We start from the raw sequence: 16,337 nt of genomic DNA on the forward strand, positions 1-16,337 counted from the left end.
TTTGCTTGAATAATATTGGTGTTTAATCCGGATCTCTATGTTGAGGATGAATTGTATGACGGAACAAATCCAGATCGGTGTCAAAGTGGAAAAATCGCTAAAAGATGAGGTTGACGTCATTCTTCGCGGTTTGGATATTAAGCCGACGACGGCGATAAATGGGCTTTATCAATATATCTCGCAGCATGGAGAGCTCCCTTTTGTCATATCAACCAGCGTGAAAACACCGAAGGATATCGCCGGCGGGTTGTTCAAGAACCTGTTTTCCTTACAAAGCACGCTCAGCGTTTTCCTGGATAAAGTGCAAATGAAGCGGTGTGTCAGCAGGGAGGAAGTATTGATTGTGCTCGATATATTGCGCGATTTTATCGTTGGTTTTCGCCAAAGCGCGCAATATCTCGGCGCTTCGCCTTTCGGTCGACGCGTAGTTTGGAAGGATGCCGTATGCGCCGTCGAGAGTATTCATGAAATTCTAGATAATAACGTGAAATACAGTGAAGATGGCATTATGAATTTGGATGAAAAATATCTTTCATCGCTGTCCGCATTGCTGATCTCATTATGTTCTTCACTTAAGTAAGTCGAACCAATAAAGTTAATTGACATGACTGTCATGGGGGCGTTGTTAAAAACGCGCCCATGACAAATAGCAATGGGGTGATCCTGTGCGAGTGGCTATATTTTCTGATGATTACTATTTATTCTATGGCATATCGCAGATCTTAATGTCGTTGGAGGGCGTTGAAGTTATGGGACTGCATTCATCTGCACGCCGTGGATTACATGCCATGTATTGTCATGCAGAAGTGGTCATCGTCTCTTTCTCGTCTATCTGTCGGGTTATGAATTTCTTATCGCATATTATCGACAGGCCTGACAATACGATCGTCTTAACCGGCGTGGAAACGCCGCGACTGGCGAATTTTAACTGTCTGAAAAAAAACATCGGTCTTACGACGTTCGTTGAGGCAATAAAAATGTTCACCGCGAGCTGCAAAGGGCAGAGCCTGTCGCCGCGCGAGCTTTCGGTGTTGGGCATGCTGCTGGCGGGAAAACCGAATACCGGCGTCGCTAAGGCGTTGGGCATTTCCGAGAAAACCGTCAGCCAGCATAAAATGAACGCCATGCGTAAATTGGAAATCGAACGTTTTCACCAATTTATTGTTGCGGCGGATGAGCGAGTGTAAGCGTGATGCCGTTGGCGGAGTGAGCGCCGTCTGATGCCCGAGTAAAATAAACCCGCCGAAGCGGGTTTTTCCGTCAGTTTTTGCAGCCCATCAACTCCGGCAGAACGCCCGGTTTGCTCTTCAGCGAAGCCTGCACATCGTCCGGCAGACCGGCCCAGATGATCAGGCCGGTGCGTTTCTCGATCTCGTCCACCGTCACGCGGAATTGGCAGAAATCGGCGCCCTTCGGCGTGTTCTGATCGAACAGGAAGGCGGCATAGTGGTTCACCGCCGGGCTGTTGTTGATGAAAATCACCTTCCAGTAGGCGCTGGGGATGGTGTGCGCTTTCTGGGTGCCCGGCAGTTTGCCCATATCGCGCTCATACAGCGGCCCGGTCACGGTATAGACCGAGGAGATATCGGCGCGATCGATCAGCTTGCGTTCCTGATCTTCCAGCCGCGCCCAGGCGCCTTGGTTCAGGTCGGACTTTTGCGGCGTGATGTTGGACAGGTAGTTCAGCGATTCCCAGTCGGAAACGCCGGCCAACGAGGCTAGCGGCGCCTGATGACCGCGATCGACCTTCAGCGCGGCGTTGGCGCCGGTGTAATCGGCGGGCGCCAGGGTGTCCGCCGGATTGAGCGCCGGATCGGTTTTCCAGTTGCGCGTCTTGCCGCTGGCCGGCGTGTCTTTGGTGATGTGATAGGCCACCCAGTTGGCGAACTTGGTGGTGCTGTTGTTGTTCAACGTATAAGCATGACGCACGATAGACACGTTGCTGCTGCCGCCGGTCGGGCAGCCGACCGCGCAGTTGTCGATGGATTCGAGCGTGTCGGCCGACGCCTGCGCGGCGAACAGCAGGGCGGCCAAGGCCAACATCTTGTTGTTAAAGCGCATATTCATATCCTCAATAAGTTAAAAAATACTGTATATATTTACAGTGAATTAAACTTATCGCAGTGAAACGAATACAACAATGCAACATATTCATGTTGTGAATGTGTCAGTCATGGTACAGCCAAGCCGTACGTGAAATGCGCAGAAATGAAAACGGCGTCCAACAGACGCCGTTTCAGAGGGGGTTATTCCAGCAGGTCGCTGACCGTGCGGCGAACGTAGTGCGTCATCTGCGCCAGATCGCCCGGTGACACCGGGCCGCCGCCGGCGCGCACCACCTGCTGTTCGATCTGGGCGATCTCTTGCTCGACCTTGTTGGCGATCTGCACTTTGACTATCTTGTCCACCGAAGACAGCAGCACCTTCAAGACGACTTTCAGCGCGATGTTTTCGCAGAACGAGTCGTAGTGATGAACCGGCGGCGGCGGGGCCGGAGCCGGCTCGGGCGCGCGCGGAGCCAGAACCTTGAAGCTGTCTACATTTTCAATAATAAGATCCATGTCTCTTATTAGTTCATCAAAATCTTTAGACACTGACTTATTCCCTTCGCTGTGCGCAAAAAACAGAACGCCCGTCCTCGGGCAGAAAGCGGATGAGCGACGGGCAGAACGAATTCGGGCCTGGCCTTCAGACGCTGAATGGCCGGGGGAGAGGCATTCTAACCTTGCGGCGGGTCGGCAACAAGATGGGGCCGTGCGAATGCGCGGCCCTTTGGATCACGAGGCTGGAGGGCGCTTAACTTTTCAGCTTGGCGGTGATTTTGGCCACGTGTTCGCCCTGATAACGGGCAATGGTCAGCTCTTCGTTGCTCGGCTGCCGCGAACCGTCGGCGCCGGCGATGGTGGTGGCGCCATACGGGGTGCCGCCGCGCACCTGTGAAACGTCAAACAGCTCCTGCGTCGCATAGCCGATCGGCACGATGATGAAACCGTGGTGTGCCAGCGTGGTCCAGGTCGAACTGATGGTCTGTTCCTGGCCACCGCCGGTGCCGGTGGAGGAGAAGACGCTGCCTACCTTGCCGTACAGCGCGCCGGAAGCCCACAGGCCGCCGGTCTGATCGAGGAAGGTGCGCATTTGCCCGGCCATATTGCCGAAGCGGGTCGGCGTACCGAAGATGATGCCGTCATAGTTCGCCAGCTCTTGCGGGGTGGCGACCGGCGCCTGTTGATGCTGTTTGCCCCCGGCCTTGGCGAAGGCCTCCGGCGTCATGGTTTCCGGCACGCGTTTAATCGTCACGTCTACGTTATCGACCCGATTCGCCCCTTCGGCCACCGCCTGCGCCAGGCGTTCGATGTGGCCGTACATTGAGTAATAAAGCACCAACAGTTTCGTCATGTTCCGTACTCCCGCTCAGATGATTAACAAAACCCCTGATAAGCATAGAAGCGAATGACGAACTTGGCGTTACGGCGTTACTTGATGCCGGCGATCGCCAGCAAGGCGCCAAAGGCGATCAGCAGCCCGCCAAAGGTACGATCGATGCCGCGGCGCAAACGCAAAAAGCGCGCATTGACGCCCGGTGCGGAAAATAGCAGCGCGACGGCGGCAAACCAGAAGATATGGACGGCGGCGATAAAAAGACCATAGCCGATTTGCACGCCGAGCGGGGTGTGCGGAGAAACCACCTGCATGAACAGGCTGACGATGAAGATGGTGGTTTTCGGGTTTAACGCGTTGGTGAAAAAACCGGTTTTCAAGGCGGCGAAATCGCTGATGGCGGCCGGCGCTGTTGTGGGGGCTGCGTCATGGTGCGCCGCGTTGCGCAGTAGCGTAACACCGAGGTAGATCAGGTAGGCGGCGCCGATGGCTTTAAGCAGGTTAAACAGCCAGGGCGACTGTTGAATCAACACGCCGACGCCAATCAGCGTATAGCTGACATGGACCAGCACCCCGGCGCCAATGCCGCAGGCGGTCAAGACGCCGGCGCGGCGCGAAAGCAACAGGCTATTGCGCGAGACCATGGCAAAGTCCGGCCCCGGGCTTATCACGGCGAGTAAAGTAATGGTGACGACAGCGATGAGTTCAGTCATAGTTATCCTTGCGGTGTTTATCAATAGAGTGACTGATTTATAAGAGTAATTTTCCTCGGTGACAAACGATGAATAGTGACAGTATCGGTGAGAAAAACTCACGCAAAACCGGCAGGCCGTTGCCGTTGGGCGGGCTGCGTTGCTTCGAGGCCGCCGCGCGGCTGGAAAGTTTTACGCAGGCGGCGCAGGGGCTGAATTTGACGCACGGCGCCGTCAGCCGGGCGGTGCGGGCGCTGGAAGAGGAACTGGGCGTGGCGTTGTTTGAGCGCCGCCATCGGCGGGTACTGCTCACGGCGGCGGGGCGCAAGCTGTTTCAGGCGACGCAGCAGGCCTTCGGCATTCTGGATCATACCGCGCTGGAACTGCGCCAGCAGGCGCTCGATGCGCCGCTGGTCTTGTCCTGTGAACCGACCTTGTTGATGCGTTGGCTGATCCCGCGTCTGCCGGCTTTTCAGCAGGCGCACCCGGATATCAACTTACAGCTGGTGGCCGGTGGTGGGCCGTTTTCGTTCCATGACGGCATTACGGCGGCGATCCGGCGCAATGACTTCGATTGGGGAAAGCAGGTGCATAGCCTGGCGCTGTTCAGTGAAAAGGTTGGGCCGGTGTGCCAACCCGAGGCGTTGGCAAGGATGACGATCGCCGAGGGCGGCCTGCGGAGTTTGCGGCCCGGCACTAAACTGCTGCATTCCGCCACCCGGCCGGATGCCTGGCGGCACTGGGCGCAGCAGCAGGGGATGACGTTGGCAGGGCATTCGGAGCAGCGCTTTGATCATTTCTATTTCAGCCTGCAGGCGGCGGTCGCCGGTCTTGGCATCGCGATCGGCCCGTGGTTGCAAGTGCGAGACGATCTGGCCGCCGGTTTGTTGAGTGCGCCGTTCGGTTTTACGCCCGACGGCAGCGGCTATTACCTGCTGTCGCCGCAGGCGATCGTGCCGGGCAGCGCGTTGGCCCGGCTGGCCGAGTGGCTAACGCTCACGGCAGACGCCTGAGTTTTTGCGCCAGCCGCTGTTCCTGCCAGCGGCTGAAGACGTTGCGCAGCAGCAGAGTGCGCACCGCCCGCATGACCAGCGCGAGGCTCATGCCGCCGATCGCCCACAGCGACCAGAGATAGTGCGGGTGGGTAAACCAATTAATGGCGAACAACATTACGCCAATCACGGCGAAACGCACCGCCATGCTCAGCAGTTTGCCTTCTGCCGCGACCTGGCGACGAAGGCGCTGCTCTTCATTTACCTCACTTGGTGTTTCCGCCTGCGGCGGTGAGGTGAGATCGCGGACCTGCACGCCCAGCGCGGCGGCGATTGCGGTCAAGGTTTCCAGGCTGGCCTGTTCGCCGTTTTCAATCCGCTGTATGGTGCGGGTGCTGAGGCCGGCGATGGTCGCCAGCTGCTCCTGCGACCAGCCTTTTTCCAGACGTAACGGCCTGATGCGGTACTTTTGCATAATGCACTCCCGAGTTCGCTGTCACTGTCATCCAGTGTAGGAGGCGCGGGGTGGCGGCGCCACGACAGCGGCACGACAGCGACACGACATCCGCCGCCGGCGCGGGCTGGCGGGCAGTCAGAAGGCGACGTTGCGGATAAAGCGCAGCGGGAGATCGCCGTGGTTGGCGTAAGCGTAACGTTGATCGCTGTTGAAGGTTTGCGCAGCGCCGGCGCTGAGCGTCAGCGTGCCTTGTTCCAGTTCCAACGTCAGGGTGCCGGCAATCACGTAGATCATTTCACTCCAGCCTTCGGCGTCCGGCGCCGAGTCATAGCGCTCGCCCGGCATCAGCGTCCATTCCCACAGCTCGGCCCGTTGGCGTGCCGGCACGCTGGCGGCGAACAGCGCCTGGCTGCCCGGCTGTGCGCCTTGCCAGGCCAACTCTCCCACCAGGTGGCTGCCGCGCGCTTCCGGCGCCTGAATCAGATCGGTAAAGGAAATCGCCAGGGCGGCGGCGATCTTGTCGAGCACCGCCAGGCTGACGTTGCGATCGCCGGCCTCGATGCCCGCCAGCATGCGGCGGCTGACGCCGGAAAGCTCGGCCAGCGCCATCTGGCTCAGGCCCGCCTGTTGGCGGTAGCCGCGCAGATTGCTGCTCAGGTACTGCAGCACTTTGGGGGGATCGGTTTTCGCGTTATGCGCCGTATTGCTCATCGCCGGACTTTATCTCATACTGGCAGGATCTGTGCATTATATTGCACTCAGCAGGAAGGGCAAGCCGGTGTCAGCAGCAAAAAAATCCTTTATTTCCGCCGTGGTTCCGCAGATCAGGCTGCCGGAAGCGGTGTTGATTTTCATCACTATGATCTGGGGCGGCACCTTTTTGGCGGTGCACCATGCGATGCAAGTCAGCGGGCCGTTCTTTTTTGTCGGCCTGCGTTTCGCCACCGCCACGCTGGCGTTGACGCTGTTTTCGCTGCGCGTGCTGCGCGGCCTGACCCTGTATGAACTGAAGGCGGGCGTGCTGATCGGGCTGGCGATCATGTTCGGCTACAGCATGCAAACCGTCGGCCTGCAGACCATCACCAGCAGCCAATCGGCGTTCATCACCGCCATGTACGTGCCGATCGTGCCGCTGTTGCAATGGCTGGTGCTGGGGCGGTTCCCCGGCATCATGTCGTGGATCGGTATTCTGCTGGCCTTTACCGGCCTGATGCTGCTGGCGGCGCCGAGCAGCACCGACATGACGCTGAGCCTCGGCGAAATTCTGACGCTGGCCGGCACGCTGGGCATGGCGGCAGAGATCATCCTCATCGGCGCTTTCGCCGGCAAGGTGAATATCCGCCGGGTGACCATCGTGCAGCTGGCGACCGCCTCGCTGGCCTCGTTTTTGATGATGGCGCCGACCGGCGAGTCGCCGCCGCCGTATTCGGATTACCTGCTGTACAGCGCCATAGGGCTGGGGCTGGCCAGCGCGTTGATTCAGCTGACCATGAACTGGGCGCAGCGCAGCGTTTCACCCACGCGCGCTACGGTGATCTACGCCGGTGAACCGGTCTGGGCGGGCATCGTCGGGCGGCTCGCCGGTGAGCGTTTACCGGGCGTGGCGCTATTGGGGGGCGCCTTGATCGTGATTGGGGTGGTGGTCAGCGAGCTGCGCGTACGGCGCAAGGGGAAAGCGGCGGTGGCGACGGAAGCGGATTAGCGCAGAGGCGTAAAAAGAAAGGGGCGGAGAGATCCGCCCCTTTTTGCATCACGCGGTTTTCTTCTTGCGCAGGAACACGTAAGACAGGCCGAGCACGATGAACCACAGCGGGGTGACGATCAGCGCCTGGCGGGTGTCTTCGCGCAGCGACAGCAGCACCAGCACGAACACGAAGAACGCCATGCACACCCAGCACATCAGTTTGCCGGCAGGCATTTTGTAGATCGATTTCTGGTGCAGCGCCGGGCGCCGTTTACGGTAGACCAGGTACGAGCACAGAATGATGGTCCAGACGAACATGAACAGAATCGCCGATACGGTGGTCACCAGAGTGAAGACCGTCATCACGTTCGGGATCAGGTAAATCAGCACCACGCCGCCCAGCAGGCAGATGCAGGAGAAGGTGAGGCCGTTGGCCGGTACCGCGCGTTTGGACAGGTTAGCGAACGATTTCGGCGCGTCGCCTTCCTGCGCCAGCCCGAACAGCATGCGGCTGGTGGAGAACACGCCGCTGTTGGCGGAAGAGGCGGCGGAGGTCAGCACCACGAAGTTGATTACGCTGGCCGCGGCCGGCAGGCCGATCAGCACGAACAGCTCAACGAACGGGCTCTTGTCAGGCACCACGGAGTTCCACGGCGTTACCGACATGATGACGATCAGGGCGAACACGTAGAACATGATGATGCGGATCGGAATCGAGTTGATGGCGCGCGGCAGCGACTTCTCCGGATCCTTGGTTTCCGCGGCGGTGGTGCCCACCAGCTCAATGCCGACGAAGGCGAATACCGCGATCTGGAAGCCGGCGAAGAAGCCGCTGATGCCTTTCGGGAACATGCCGCCGTCATTCCACAGATGGGTGAATGAGGCCACGGTGCCGGTCGGCGACTGGAACTGCATGGCGATCATCACCAGCCCGGCGACAATCAGCCCAACGATGGCGACGATTTTAATCATCGCAAACCAAAACTCCATTTCGCCGAACATTTTCACCGTCGCCAGATTAAGGCCGAGCAGCAACAGCACGCACAGCAGTGAAGCGATCCACTGCGACAGCTCGGGGAACCAGAACTGGGCGTAAGCGGTGATCGCCACGACGTCGGCGATACCGGTGACCACCCAGCAGAACCAGTAGGTCCAGCCGGTGAAGAAGCCGGCCCACGGGCCGAGCAGATCCGCGGCGAAATCGCTGAACGATTTGTATTCCAGGTTGGACAGCAGCAGCTCGCCCATGGCGCGCATCACGAAGAACAGCATAAAGCCGATGATCATGTACACGAAGATGATCGAAGGGCCTGCCAGGCTGATGGTTTTACCGGAGCCCATAAACAGACCGGTGCCGATGGCGCCGCCGATGGCGATCAGTTGAATATGTCGGTTAGTGAGGTTTCGCCGTAGATGATCTTCTGAGGCGGGCGTCGCGTCAGTCGCTATTTTAGAGTGATCTACCATCTGATGATGTCCTGTTTTACCTGTCATTAGTGAAGTCGCGAGCTCTGAAGTGGCTCTTTTTTATACATTTATCCGGTTGGCCCGGCTTTAGTAAGGTAGTGCAATAACGCCACCTTTGTGCAACATGTTTACAACATTTATACGCGGGATAAAAGTCGATCAATCTTTACACGGAGGAGGCAAATCGGACGTTCAGGGAGCGGAAGATTACTCTTCAAAAGAGGGGATTAACAGACCTTATGCGGCTTATCTCGTTGATTAAACAAAGGGTTGCAAAATTCGCATGAGAAAAAGTAATGAGTGTAAGCGTTTGACAGCGCCGCCGACGAGGAGGACAATTTACCGCGTTGGGTCGTTAGCTCAGTCGGTAGAGCAGTTGACTCTTAATCAATGGGTCACAGGTTCGAACCCTGTACGACCCACCAACCAAATCAGCGTGTTACGCTCAGGCTTTTCTCTGCTTGTTTCCTCATTGCGCCGTTTTAAGCGCGCATTCTGCAAAAAAATTCGCATTTTTCGACTGATGTTCAGAAAGGTGATCTGGCGCAAACTGCAATGTTGCACCGGACTTTATACGGCAAGGAAGGCTGTGCGCTGGCGCAACGTCGGCGTCGGGGCGGGCCATTTGCCCAAGAATCTTTCAGGTCAGGAAACGGGGAATAAATGCGCCGCCGACATCAAAAGCAGCGCCCAGACGCCAGCCGAGAGCGCGGTGGTGGCATAGACGTGCCGCGCCGGCAGTTGCAGCATGCCGGCCATCAGCGGCACGGTGTAACGCATCACCGCCAGAAAACGCGAGGCGAACAGCAGCGGTAGCCCGCGTTTTTGCAAGGCGCTTTGCGCTTTGCGCAGCGGAGCGTGAAAGCGCACCGGCAGCCGGCGGCCAAGATCTCGGCGGCATAGCAGCGCGCCGAAGTGGAAAGACAGGATTGAGCCCAACGCCGCGCCGAGGGCGATGGCCGCCCAAACTGCGCCGAAGGGCAGCGCGTGCTTGCCCGCCACGATGCCCATCAGCAGCGTCACCGAGGCGGGCGGCAGGGCGGAAGACACCACGATCACCGATTTTCCCAGCGCGAACAGGAAAATCAGCAGCAGCAACATCTCCGGTTCCGGACTGTATTTGGCGATAATGTGCGTCAATTCATCCATTTAACACCTGCGGGCGAGAGGGCTGAGTGCCAGTGTCCCATCCGCAGGTTCAATAAGGGTTAAATAACGCGCCGCTATCCGGCGATCTCCGCGTCTTGCTTGCTCACGTCGGTGCGCCGGTTTCTGAGCGCCCACAACAGCGTGGCGCACAGCAGCGAAAAGGCGGCCAGCACCAACGGCCCGGCATGCGGGCTGTGAAAACGCTGTTCCGCCTCAGTGCGGATCAGCGGGGCTAAAAAGCTGAATGCGGCGCCAAGCGTGGTGCAAAAACCGATGCCGGCCGCCAGCGCCGGGCCGGTGAGCACCTGGGCGGGAAACGTCCAGAAAATCGGCTGCACCGCCAGGAAACTGACTGCGCAGCAGCTCAGGGCGACGATGGCGAGCAGAGGGCCGGCATAGGAAGACACCACCAACCCCAGCGCCGCCGCGACCATGCACCCGACGGCGATCGGTAATCTTCTGGCGGTGTTTCTGTCGGCATAGCGCGGCAGGAAATAGACGCCCAGCGCGGAGAACGCCCAGGGGATGGCGGCCACCAGCGAGGCCTTGAAGCCGAGATGGGTGCCCATCAGCGAGGCGACCTGCGACGGCAGGAAAAACATCAGGCCGTAGACGCCAATCTGCAGGGTGCCGTAGATCAACGCCAGATGCCAAACGGTGCCGCTGCTCATCGCCGCTTTGACGCTGCTGGTTTCGGTCTGCTGCTGTTCATCGGCCAATTGTGCCACCAGCGCCGTGCGTTCTTCCTCGGTCAGAAAGCGAGCCTGCCGTGGGCTATCGTCGAGATAGAAAAAGGCGAAGACGCCGAGGGCGACGGCCGGCAATCCTTCCAGCACGAACATCCAGAACCAGCCGGGTTTACCCAACACGCCGTGCATCTCCAGCAATGCCCCCGACAGCGGTGAACCGAGCGTTAGCGCCGCCGGCACGCCGAGCACGAAAATGCCAATGACCGAGGCGCGCACCTTATTGGGAAAATAGATCGACGCCAGCAGCAGGATGCCGGGGTAAAAGCCGGCTTCGGCGATCCCCAGCAGAAACCGCAGGACGATAAATTGCTGTTCATTGGTCACCAGCCCGGTGCAGGCCGACAGCGCCCCCCACAGCGCGGTGGTGGCGCTGAGCCAGCGTTTGGCGCCCCAGCGATTCATCAGCAGGTTGGCCGGGATGCCGAACAGCGCATAGGCGGCAAAAAATATCCCGGCACCCAGGGCAAAGGCGGATTGCGACAGCGCGATATCGATGGCCATTGCGTCCTTGGCAAAGCCGACGTTAACCCTGTCGATAAAGGCGATGAAGTACATGGCGAACATCAAGGGCACCAGTCTGCGCCAGGTTTTGCGAATGGCGGCGTTGAGCGCAGGAGCGGCATAGGTGGCGTGATTCACTGGCGGTAACCTCTCTTCTGAGAATGACAAGCGTCGGTCATAAGGACCGTCCTGGCGCCGTTGCCCGCAACACGACGGTAACAGCGAACTTTTTTCGCAAACCTCAAAGGTCTAATGGTCAGGCCTTTGGGGGTGAAAAAAATGCCGCGTATCGGGTCGGCAGATTGATGCAGACATCACCATGGTGAATGGTGTGTTGCTTTTTTGTTAATCAGACGTTCACACAGGGCCAGGGCGCGTTCAAGCGCTTTGATCGAGATCTGTGTGCGCTATCACCGAATTGGCAACCCGGTGTTAGAGCTGGAGTGTGGCGCTTTCATCTCGCGAGGGAGGGCGATAAGGTGAAGCTCGGCACAAAAGAACGCAGGAGCGCAACATGCTGAAGGTCATTGCTGAAGATTTCATTCACCCGGAACACATTGACACCGTTATGCCGTGGTATCGCGAGCTGGTGGAGAAAACGCGGCAGGAGCCGCTGTGCATCAGTTATGAACTGTGCATTGACCAGCAGGATCCCGGGCATTTTATTTTTATCGAAAGCTGGCCGGATCGCGCGGCTCTCGAAGTGCATTGCCAGACCGAGCATTTCACCCGGCTGGTGCCGCAGATCAATCAGTATCAGCGCAAGCCTTGCGCCTTCCTGTTTATGCAGGCGTTCCCTGAAACAGGCGATAAATAGGCGAAAAAATCCCCGCAGGGGGCGGGGTTAATGGCTTCTCAACACTATCTTGTTGTGATTAAAAAATAGGCTGGTAATGATTTTCATTCCCTAGGAATGCTCTTAAATTAATCAATCCGGTGAATGATTCGCCGTCTGCTTTTCGCTGGCGGTTTTAATGGCGCGCAGCATGCGGCGTCTTATCAACCCACTGACCAGGCGAATCGCATACCAGTAGGGGGTAAACCGCCGCCGGCTGGCGCTGTCGGGGCAGAAGATGCGCGTTTCCGTTACCAGGCGGCAGCGCCCACCCTCCAGCGGGCTCGCGGCATACCCCAGCGCCAGTTTGGCGACGCCAGGCTGAGCGAAGGCCTGAAAGTCCGCCCCGTCAGCGACCTTCACCAAACCGTATTCAGCCTGCCAAAACCGGCCGATCAGGCCATAGACCAACGCGGTTTCATCCTGCTCAAGCAGGCAAAAGTTATGCAGGCCAAACGGCGGCGGGCTGGGTTTATCGCGTGGTATCAGGCGCGCGGGCAATTCGCGTAGCGCTATCATGCTGCGGAAAAAGCGATCGTGCCTGGGATCATAAGCGGCCACGGCCTCCAGGATCCGCGCCTGCGGTGCGGCGATGGCGATCGCATGCCGCTCCGAGAACTGGTATTGCCCAAGGTATTTATTCAGTAGCGTCATGCTTTGCATTCTCCCGCCATTCGCTTTGCAGCAGGGCGAAACCGAATTCGTCGCCCCATGCGCCTTTGAAAAACACGTTTTGCCGCCAACAGGCCTCACGGCGAAAGCCCAGCTTACTGAACAGCGCGGCGGCGCGAAGATTACGCGCGTCCACCACGGCGGTAATGCGGTGCTTCGCCAGCGGCCCGAACAGCAGGGCGATGATGGCGCTTAGCGCCTCGCGCGCTTGTCCTTGCCGCTGATGAACCGGATCGAAGGTCACGCCCAGTTCAGCCTGACGCCCTTCATCGAAAAAATGTACCGCGACATCGCCCAGCAACGCGCCGTCCTCGCGGCGCTCGACCGCCAGTTGAAACCAGCTGTCGTCACGGTTGAATTCGAGCCGCTGTTGCTGTGCGAAAAAGGCCTGTGCCTCGGCGGCGCTGTAGTCGCTCCAGCTTTGATAGCGCGCCACGTCAGGGTGGCTGCGGTAGGCGGTAAAGTGGGGCAGATCGTCGGCGGTGAACGGGCGCAGGATCAGTCTGGGGGTCTGTAGAGGCAAATGGCGCATTGTTTTTCCTTATCAGCGCATTAGGGCTACCGGCAGTGTAGCCCAGCGCCGACAGGCAGGCTGTGTAAAATGAGCGGTGGAGGACAAACGGGAAATGCCGGTTCAGGCGAACCGGCAGGGGCATTATCGGCGGGCGGCAGCCTGACGCAAGCGCTCGACCGGGCCTTGTTGAAAATCGAATGAGGGGGCTTCTTGCCGCGCCAACCCCTGACGCACGATGGCCTTAACCGCCTGGCTGGCGGCAAGATCTTTTCCGGCGATCTGTTCGGCGATATGCAACGCTTCTTCCCGGGCCGAACTTGCGCTGATGCGGGAAATGGCGCCGTGTGACAACGCTTCCTGTGCGCCGACGGTTCTGCCGGTCAGCAGCCAGTCGAGCGCGACATAGGGGGAAATACGCGCCGGCAAGCGCGCGCACCCGCCTTGTGCGGCGACTAACCCGAGCCCGGTTTCGGGGAAGCTGAAGCGTGCGTTCTGGCCGGCGACGATCAGATCGCACGCCAGGGCCAGCTCAAATCCGCCCCCGTACGCGATGCCGTCAACGGCGGCGATGATCACCTTGGCGATCTGTGCATGGATCAGCCCGCCAAACCCCTCCGGCGTGACGATGGGCAGTTCACCCTGATGAAAGGCGTTGATATCCATGCCGGCGGAAAATACCGCCGGTTGACCGGCCAGGACGATCGCTCGCACTGAGTCATCGTTATCTGCCTGCCGCAGGTAGGTGCGGATCAGCTCGGCCATCTGCAGGTTGATGGCGTTCTTTTTTTCCGGCCGATTGAGGGTGATGACCGCAACCTGCGCGCCATAACGTTCGTAAAGCACCGGCGGTGATTCACTCATCGCTGGCCTCCCCGCGGAAAAAGATCAGCGTCAGCAATAGGGCGATGGCGCCGAGCGGCAGCGAAAACAGCGGCAGGTAATAGGCCGGCAGCGCATAGAGCGCCAGGCCGCCCAGCATGCCGCCCGCCGCGATGCCGGCGTACAGCACCGAGCTGTTGAGCGATACGGTCAGCGCGCCAAAGCGTTTCGATAGCGACAACAGGTGATGCTGGATCGGCACCAGATACATCCAGCCGGTAATACCCCAGACCAGAAAGATGGCCAGCACCCACCAGGGGGAAGTGACATAGAAGGCCAGCAGAAACAGGGACAGCGTCTGGATCGCCACGGAAAACAGCAGCACGAACTTGCTGCCGAGGGCATCGGTTAACGCGCCGGAGGCAAAATTGCCGATCACCGCGCCAATGCCGAATACCAGCAGCGCGAGGGGCAGGATCGCCTGCGGGCCGAACTGGGTGTTTTTCAGCAACACGCTGACGTAGCTATAGACGATGTGTTCCGAGCAAACGGCAAAAAAGGTGATCAGTAGCGTGGTCAGCACCGCCTTTTGCCGCAGCGGGGCGAGCCGCTCTTTCAGCGAATGCTTGCCCGGTGGCGCAATGGCCCGCAGCGCCAGCGACAGGCCCAGCAGCGCAATGGCCCCCAGCAGGGCGATGAACAGGAAGATTTCACGCCAGCCGATCAGTTTGGCAAGAAAGGTGCCGAACGGAATACCGAGCGCAATAGCCAACGTCATACCCCCATAGACGATGGAAATGGCCAGGCCGCGGCGTTTTTCCGCCACCAGCCCTACCGCGGCGGCGGCGGCCTGCGGCGTGTAACAGGCCGCCCCCAATGCTGCCAGCACTCTGCCGAACGAGATCTGCAGGTAGCTGGTGGCCCAGGCGCAGGCCAGGTTGCCGGCGATGAACAGCACCAGCGCCAACTGCAGGATATGCTTGCGGTTGACGTTGCCCAGCAGCCAGGCGGTGAGAGGGGCGAACAGCATATAAGCCAGCGCGAATACCGATATCAACTGCCCCGCTTGCGCGGGGCTGACGGCAAAGGTATCGGAAATGTCGCTGAGCACGCCGGCGACGATAAAGGCGTCGGTGCCGATGGCGAAGGTGCCGGTCGCCATCAGACAGAGCGTGATCAGATGGCCGTTATAATCCGCAAACTTCATCCCGCCCTCCGCAGATCGTTCGCCGCCCAGACTCGTCCCAGCGCCGCCAGGAAGGTCTCCACGTCGGCATGGGAGTGCGCCGAGGTCGGCGTCACCCGCAGCCGCTCGCTGCCTGCGGGCACCGTCGGTGCATTGACCGGTTGCACGTAAATATCGTGTTCATCGAGCAGCACTTTACTGATGTGTTTGTTGCGGTGCGGATCGCCGACCAGCAGCGGCAGGATATGGCTGTCCGCCGACACCAGCGGGATGCCGGCGGCGCGCAGACCGGTCTTCAGGTGATCGACGATCGCCAGCAGGTGCTTGCGTTGGGTGTCGTGCTCGAGGTTGTATTTAAAGCTGGCCAGCGCGGCGGCCACCACCGGCGCCGGCGACGAGGTGCTGAAGACGAATGCCGGCGCCCAGCTGCGCACGGCTTCCACCACCGAACGGGGCGCGGCGATATAGCCACCCGCCGCACCGTAAGACTTGCCGAACCCGCCCTGGATAATGGTGATTTTATCCAACAGGCCCAGCTGTTCGGCGTAGCCCAGCCCCCGTTCGCCATAGACGCCGGCGGAGTGGATCTCGTCGAGATAGGTCAACGCCTGATACTGCTCTGCCAGCGCCACGATCTGCGCCAGGGGGGCGAAGTCACCGTCCATGGAATACAGCGACTCGAAAGCGATCAGCTTTGGCCGCGCCGGATCGGCGGCCTGCAGCAGCTCGGCGAGGTGTGCCACATCGTTGTGGCGGAAGATTTTTTTCTCCGCTTTGCTGTAGCGGATACCGTAAATCATCGAGGCGTGATTCAGCTCGTCGGAGAACACGATCAGATCGGGAATGGCGTCGCACAGGGTGGATAAGGTGGCGTCGTTGGCGCCGAAACCGGTGGTGAACAGCAGCGCCGATTCTTTGCCATAGGCGCTGGCCAGCAGCGTTTCCAGCTCGCTGTGGTAGACCGAAGTGCCGGAAATGCTGCGGGCGCCGCAGGTGCCCAGCCCGACCCGATTAACCGCATCGGTGGTGGCCAGCAGCACTTTGGGGTGGTGGCTCATCGCCAGATAGTCGTTCGAGCACCAGACGTTGAGACGGCGCTCACCGTGATGGCCGTGGCTGGTGGCCCAGGGTTTGTCCTGCACGCCGCGTTCAAGGTTGAGGAACTCGCGAAAACGCCCCTGCTTTTTGGTTTCCGCCAGCTTTTCTTCAAGAATGTTCAGTACGCTCATCGTATGTTCCTTG

The 16,337-nt window shown here is 59.4% G+C and carries 19 protein-coding genes and 1 tRNA gene; 6 read left to right on the forward strand and 14 right to left on the reverse strand.

Features of this window, described 5'->3' with window-relative positions; all coding sequences use genetic code 11:
* Positions 1 to 55 precede the first annotated feature (55 nt).
* Positions 56 to 580, forward strand: coding sequence for a hypothetical protein (locus ACJ8PN_RS04440; protein ID WP_049866670.1), 525 nt, complete (start codon positions 56 to 58; stop codon positions 578 to 580).
* Positions 581 to 665: 85 nt separating this feature from the next.
* Complete coding sequence (locus tag ACJ8PN_RS04445) at positions 666 to 1,187, forward strand: response regulator transcription factor (RefSeq protein WP_442534635.1); 522 nt, start codon at positions 666 to 668, stop codon at positions 1,185 to 1,187.
* 73 nt (positions 1,188 to 1,260) lie between these two features.
* On the opposite strand, the gene ACJ8PN_RS04450 is transcribed toward ACJ8PN_RS04445, so the two are convergent.
* The 4 genes from ACJ8PN_RS04450 to ACJ8PN_RS04465 all read right to left on the reverse strand — a co-directional run bounded on the left by ACJ8PN_RS04450 (position 1,261) and on the right by ACJ8PN_RS04465 (position 4,091).
* Positions 1,261 to 2,061: a DNA/RNA non-specific endonuclease gene (locus ACJ8PN_RS04450; protein ID WP_015377376.1), complete on the reverse strand. Its 801-nt coding sequence runs from the start codon at positions 2,059 to 2,061 to the stop codon at positions 1,261 to 1,263.
* 185 nt (positions 2,062 to 2,246) lie between these two features.
* Positions 2,247 to 2,561, reverse strand: coding sequence for a hypothetical protein (locus tag ACJ8PN_RS04455; protein ID WP_171453732.1), 315 nt, complete (start codon positions 2,559 to 2,561; stop codon positions 2,247 to 2,249).
* 235 nt (positions 2,562 to 2,796) lie between these two features.
* The gene (wrbA, locus tag ACJ8PN_RS04460) at positions 2,797 to 3,396 is read right to left on the reverse strand and encodes an NAD(P)H:quinone oxidoreductase (RefSeq protein WP_049187536.1); all 600 of its coding nucleotides are present in this window, start codon (positions 3,394 to 3,396) and stop codon (positions 2,797 to 2,799) included.
* Between the two features lie 77 nt (positions 3,397 to 3,473).
* Positions 3,474 to 4,091 carry a LysE family translocator gene (locus ACJ8PN_RS04465; RefSeq protein ID WP_131164395.1) on the reverse strand — a complete coding sequence of 206 codons (618 nt, stop codon included), beginning with the start codon at positions 4,089 to 4,091 and terminating at the stop codon, positions 3,474 to 3,476.
* 68 nt (positions 4,092 to 4,159) lie between these two features.
* Between ACJ8PN_RS04465 and ACJ8PN_RS04470 the strand changes: the two genes are divergently transcribed.
* Positions 4,160 to 5,083 carry a LysR family transcriptional regulator gene (locus tag ACJ8PN_RS04470; protein WP_351106716.1) on the forward strand — a complete coding sequence of 308 codons (924 nt, stop codon included), beginning with the start codon at positions 4,160 to 4,162 and terminating at the stop codon, positions 5,081 to 5,083.
* Here ACJ8PN_RS04470 and ACJ8PN_RS04475 read toward each other — a convergent pair.
* Together ACJ8PN_RS04475 and ACJ8PN_RS04480 are read right to left on the reverse strand one after the other, a co-directional pair.
* Entirely contained in the window at positions 5,067 to 5,537 is a 471-nt protein-coding gene (locus ACJ8PN_RS04475) for a helix-turn-helix domain-containing protein (RefSeq protein WP_442534636.1), read from the reverse strand. The two genes, ACJ8PN_RS04470 and ACJ8PN_RS04475, sit on opposite strands and share 17 nt — an antisense overlap.
* Before the next feature lie 117 nt (positions 5,538 to 5,654).
* The gene (locus ACJ8PN_RS04480; RefSeq protein WP_015377381.1) at positions 5,655 to 6,230 is read right to left on the reverse strand and encodes a helix-turn-helix domain-containing protein; all 576 of its coding nucleotides are present in this window, start codon (positions 6,228 to 6,230) and stop codon (positions 5,655 to 5,657) included.
* 67 nt (positions 6,231 to 6,297) lie between these two features.
* On the opposite strand from ACJ8PN_RS04480, the gene ACJ8PN_RS04485 reads away from it, so the two are divergent.
* The gene (locus tag ACJ8PN_RS04485) at positions 6,298 to 7,221 is read left to right on the forward strand and encodes a DMT family transporter (RefSeq protein ID WP_351106720.1); all 924 of its coding nucleotides are present in this window, start codon (positions 6,298 to 6,300) and stop codon (positions 7,219 to 7,221) included.
* A 48-nt stretch (positions 7,222 to 7,269) separates the two neighbouring features.
* Here ACJ8PN_RS04485 and cycA read toward each other — a convergent pair whose 3' ends face one another.
* On the reverse strand, positions 7,270 to 8,670 hold the full coding sequence (cycA, locus tag ACJ8PN_RS04490; protein WP_028128006.1) for a D-serine/D-alanine/glycine transporter: 1,401 nt from the start codon (positions 8,668 to 8,670) through the stop codon (positions 7,270 to 7,272).
* 349 nt (positions 8,671 to 9,019) lie between these two features.
* Here cycA and ACJ8PN_RS04495 point away from each other — a divergent pair.
* A tRNA-Lys gene (locus ACJ8PN_RS04495) sits at positions 9,020 to 9,095 on the forward strand.
* Positions 9,096 to 9,315: 220 nt separating this feature from the next.
* Here the strand turns inward: ACJ8PN_RS04495 and ACJ8PN_RS04500 are convergent.
* Positions 9,316 to 9,819 carry a DedA family protein gene (locus ACJ8PN_RS04500; RefSeq protein WP_171453737.1) on the reverse strand — a complete coding sequence of 168 codons (504 nt, stop codon included), beginning with the start codon at positions 9,817 to 9,819 and terminating at the stop codon, positions 9,316 to 9,318.
* A 74-nt stretch (positions 9,820 to 9,893) separates the two neighbouring features.
* Positions 9,894 to 11,132: an MFS transporter gene (locus ACJ8PN_RS04505; protein ID WP_235958052.1), complete on the reverse strand. Its 1,239-nt coding sequence runs from the start codon at positions 11,130 to 11,132 to the stop codon at positions 9,894 to 9,896.
* Between the two features lie 451 nt (positions 11,133 to 11,583).
* Here ACJ8PN_RS04505 and ACJ8PN_RS04510 point away from each other — a divergent pair, with 451 nt between their 5' ends.
* Positions 11,584 to 11,886 carry a putative quinol monooxygenase gene (locus ACJ8PN_RS04510; protein ID WP_046899217.1) on the forward strand — a complete coding sequence of 101 codons (303 nt, stop codon included), beginning with the start codon at positions 11,584 to 11,586 and terminating at the stop codon, positions 11,884 to 11,886.
* 111 nt (positions 11,887 to 11,997) lie between these two features.
* Here ACJ8PN_RS04510 and ACJ8PN_RS04515 read toward each other — a convergent pair whose 3' ends face one another.
* From ACJ8PN_RS04515 to hemA, 5 genes are all read right to left on the reverse strand, one after another.
* Positions 11,998 to 12,558, reverse strand: coding sequence for a hypothetical protein (locus ACJ8PN_RS04515; protein ID WP_171453739.1), 561 nt, complete (start codon positions 12,556 to 12,558; stop codon positions 11,998 to 12,000).
* Entirely contained in the window at positions 12,542 to 13,108 is a 567-nt protein-coding gene (locus ACJ8PN_RS04520) for a GNAT family N-acetyltransferase (RefSeq protein ID WP_171453740.1), read from the reverse strand. The genes ACJ8PN_RS04515 and ACJ8PN_RS04520 overlap by 17 nt, the downstream gene beginning before the upstream one ends.
* Positions 13,109 to 13,231: 123 nt before the next feature.
* A complete protein-coding gene (locus tag ACJ8PN_RS04525; RefSeq protein WP_351106726.1) occupies positions 13,232 to 13,951 on the reverse strand; it encodes an enoyl-CoA hydratase-related protein in 720 nt (239 codons plus the stop codon).
* Positions 13,944 to 15,116, reverse strand: a complete 1,173-nt coding sequence (locus ACJ8PN_RS04530) for an MFS transporter (RefSeq protein ID WP_351106729.1) — start codon at positions 15,114 to 15,116, stop codon at positions 13,944 to 13,946. Before ACJ8PN_RS04530 ends, ACJ8PN_RS04525 begins: the two co-directional genes overlap by 8 nt.
* Complete coding sequence (hemA, locus tag ACJ8PN_RS04535; RefSeq protein WP_015377390.1) at positions 15,113 to 16,324, reverse strand: 5-aminolevulinate synthase; 1,212 nt, start codon at positions 16,322 to 16,324, stop codon at positions 15,113 to 15,115. Before hemA ends, ACJ8PN_RS04530 begins: the two co-directional genes overlap by 4 nt.
* Positions 16,325 to 16,337: the final 13 nt, after the last annotated feature.

The sequence above is a fragment of the Serratia sp. CY76391 genome (genome assembly GCF_052166695.1).
GTDB lineage: Bacteria > Pseudomonadota > Gammaproteobacteria > Enterobacterales > Enterobacteriaceae > Serratia > Serratia nematodiphila.

Excerpts from the sequence above, each read along its gene's own strand:
- ACJ8PN_RS04440 (WP_049866670.1), top strand. The coding sequence starts at position 56 with ATGACGGAACAAATCCAGATCGGTGTCAAAGTGGAAAAATCGCTAAAA.
- ACJ8PN_RS04450 (WP_015377376.1), bottom strand. The coding sequence starts at position 2,061 with ATGCGCTTTAACAACAAGATGTTGGCCTTGGCCGCCCTGCTGTTCGCC.
- ACJ8PN_RS04455 (WP_171453732.1), bottom strand. The coding sequence starts at position 2,561 with ATGGATCTTATTATTGAAAATGTAGACAGCTTCAAGGTTCTGGCTCCG.
- wrbA (WP_049187536.1), bottom strand. The coding sequence starts at position 3,396 with ATGACGAAACTGTTGGTGCTTTATTACTCAATGTACGGCCACATCGAA.
- ACJ8PN_RS04465 (WP_131164395.1), bottom strand. The coding sequence starts at position 4,091 with ATGACTGAACTCATCGCTGTCGTCACCATTACTTTACTCGCCGTGATA.
- ACJ8PN_RS04470 (WP_351106716.1), top strand. The coding sequence starts at position 4,160 with ATGAATAGTGACAGTATCGGTGAGAAAAACTCACGCAAAACCGGCAGG.
- ACJ8PN_RS04475 (WP_442534636.1), bottom strand. The coding sequence starts at position 5,537 with ATGCAAAAGTACCGCATCAGGCCGTTACGTCTGGAAAAAGGCTGGTCG.
- ACJ8PN_RS04480 (WP_015377381.1), bottom strand. The coding sequence starts at position 6,230 with ATGAGCAATACGGCGCATAACGCGAAAACCGATCCCCCCAAAGTGCTG.
- cycA (WP_028128006.1), bottom strand. The coding sequence starts at position 8,670 with ATGGTAGATCACTCTAAAATAGCGACTGACGCGACGCCCGCCTCAGAA.
- ACJ8PN_RS04500 (WP_171453737.1), bottom strand. The coding sequence starts at position 9,819 with ATGGATGAATTGACGCACATTATCGCCAAATACAGTCCGGAACCGGAG.
- ACJ8PN_RS04505 (WP_235958052.1), bottom strand. The coding sequence starts at position 11,132 with ATGTTCGCCATGTACTTCATCGCCTTTATCGACAGGGTTAACGTCGGC.
- ACJ8PN_RS04510 (WP_046899217.1), top strand. The coding sequence starts at position 11,584 with ATGCTGAAGGTCATTGCTGAAGATTTCATTCACCCGGAACACATTGAC.
- ACJ8PN_RS04515 (WP_171453739.1), bottom strand. The coding sequence starts at position 12,558 with ATGACGCTACTGAATAAATACCTTGGGCAATACCAGTTCTCGGAGCGG.
- ACJ8PN_RS04520 (WP_171453740.1), bottom strand. The coding sequence starts at position 13,108 with ATGCGCCATTTGCCTCTACAGACCCCCAGACTGATCCTGCGCCCGTTC.
- ACJ8PN_RS04525 (WP_351106726.1), bottom strand. The coding sequence starts at position 13,951 with ATGAGTGAATCACCGCCGGTGCTTTACGAACGTTATGGCGCGCAGGTT.
- ACJ8PN_RS04530 (WP_351106729.1), bottom strand. The coding sequence starts at position 15,116 with ATGAAGTTTGCGGATTATAACGGCCATCTGATCACGCTCTGTCTGATG.
- hemA (WP_015377390.1), bottom strand. The coding sequence starts at position 16,324 with ATGAGCGTACTGAACATTCTTGAAGAAAAGCTGGCGGAAACCAAAAAG.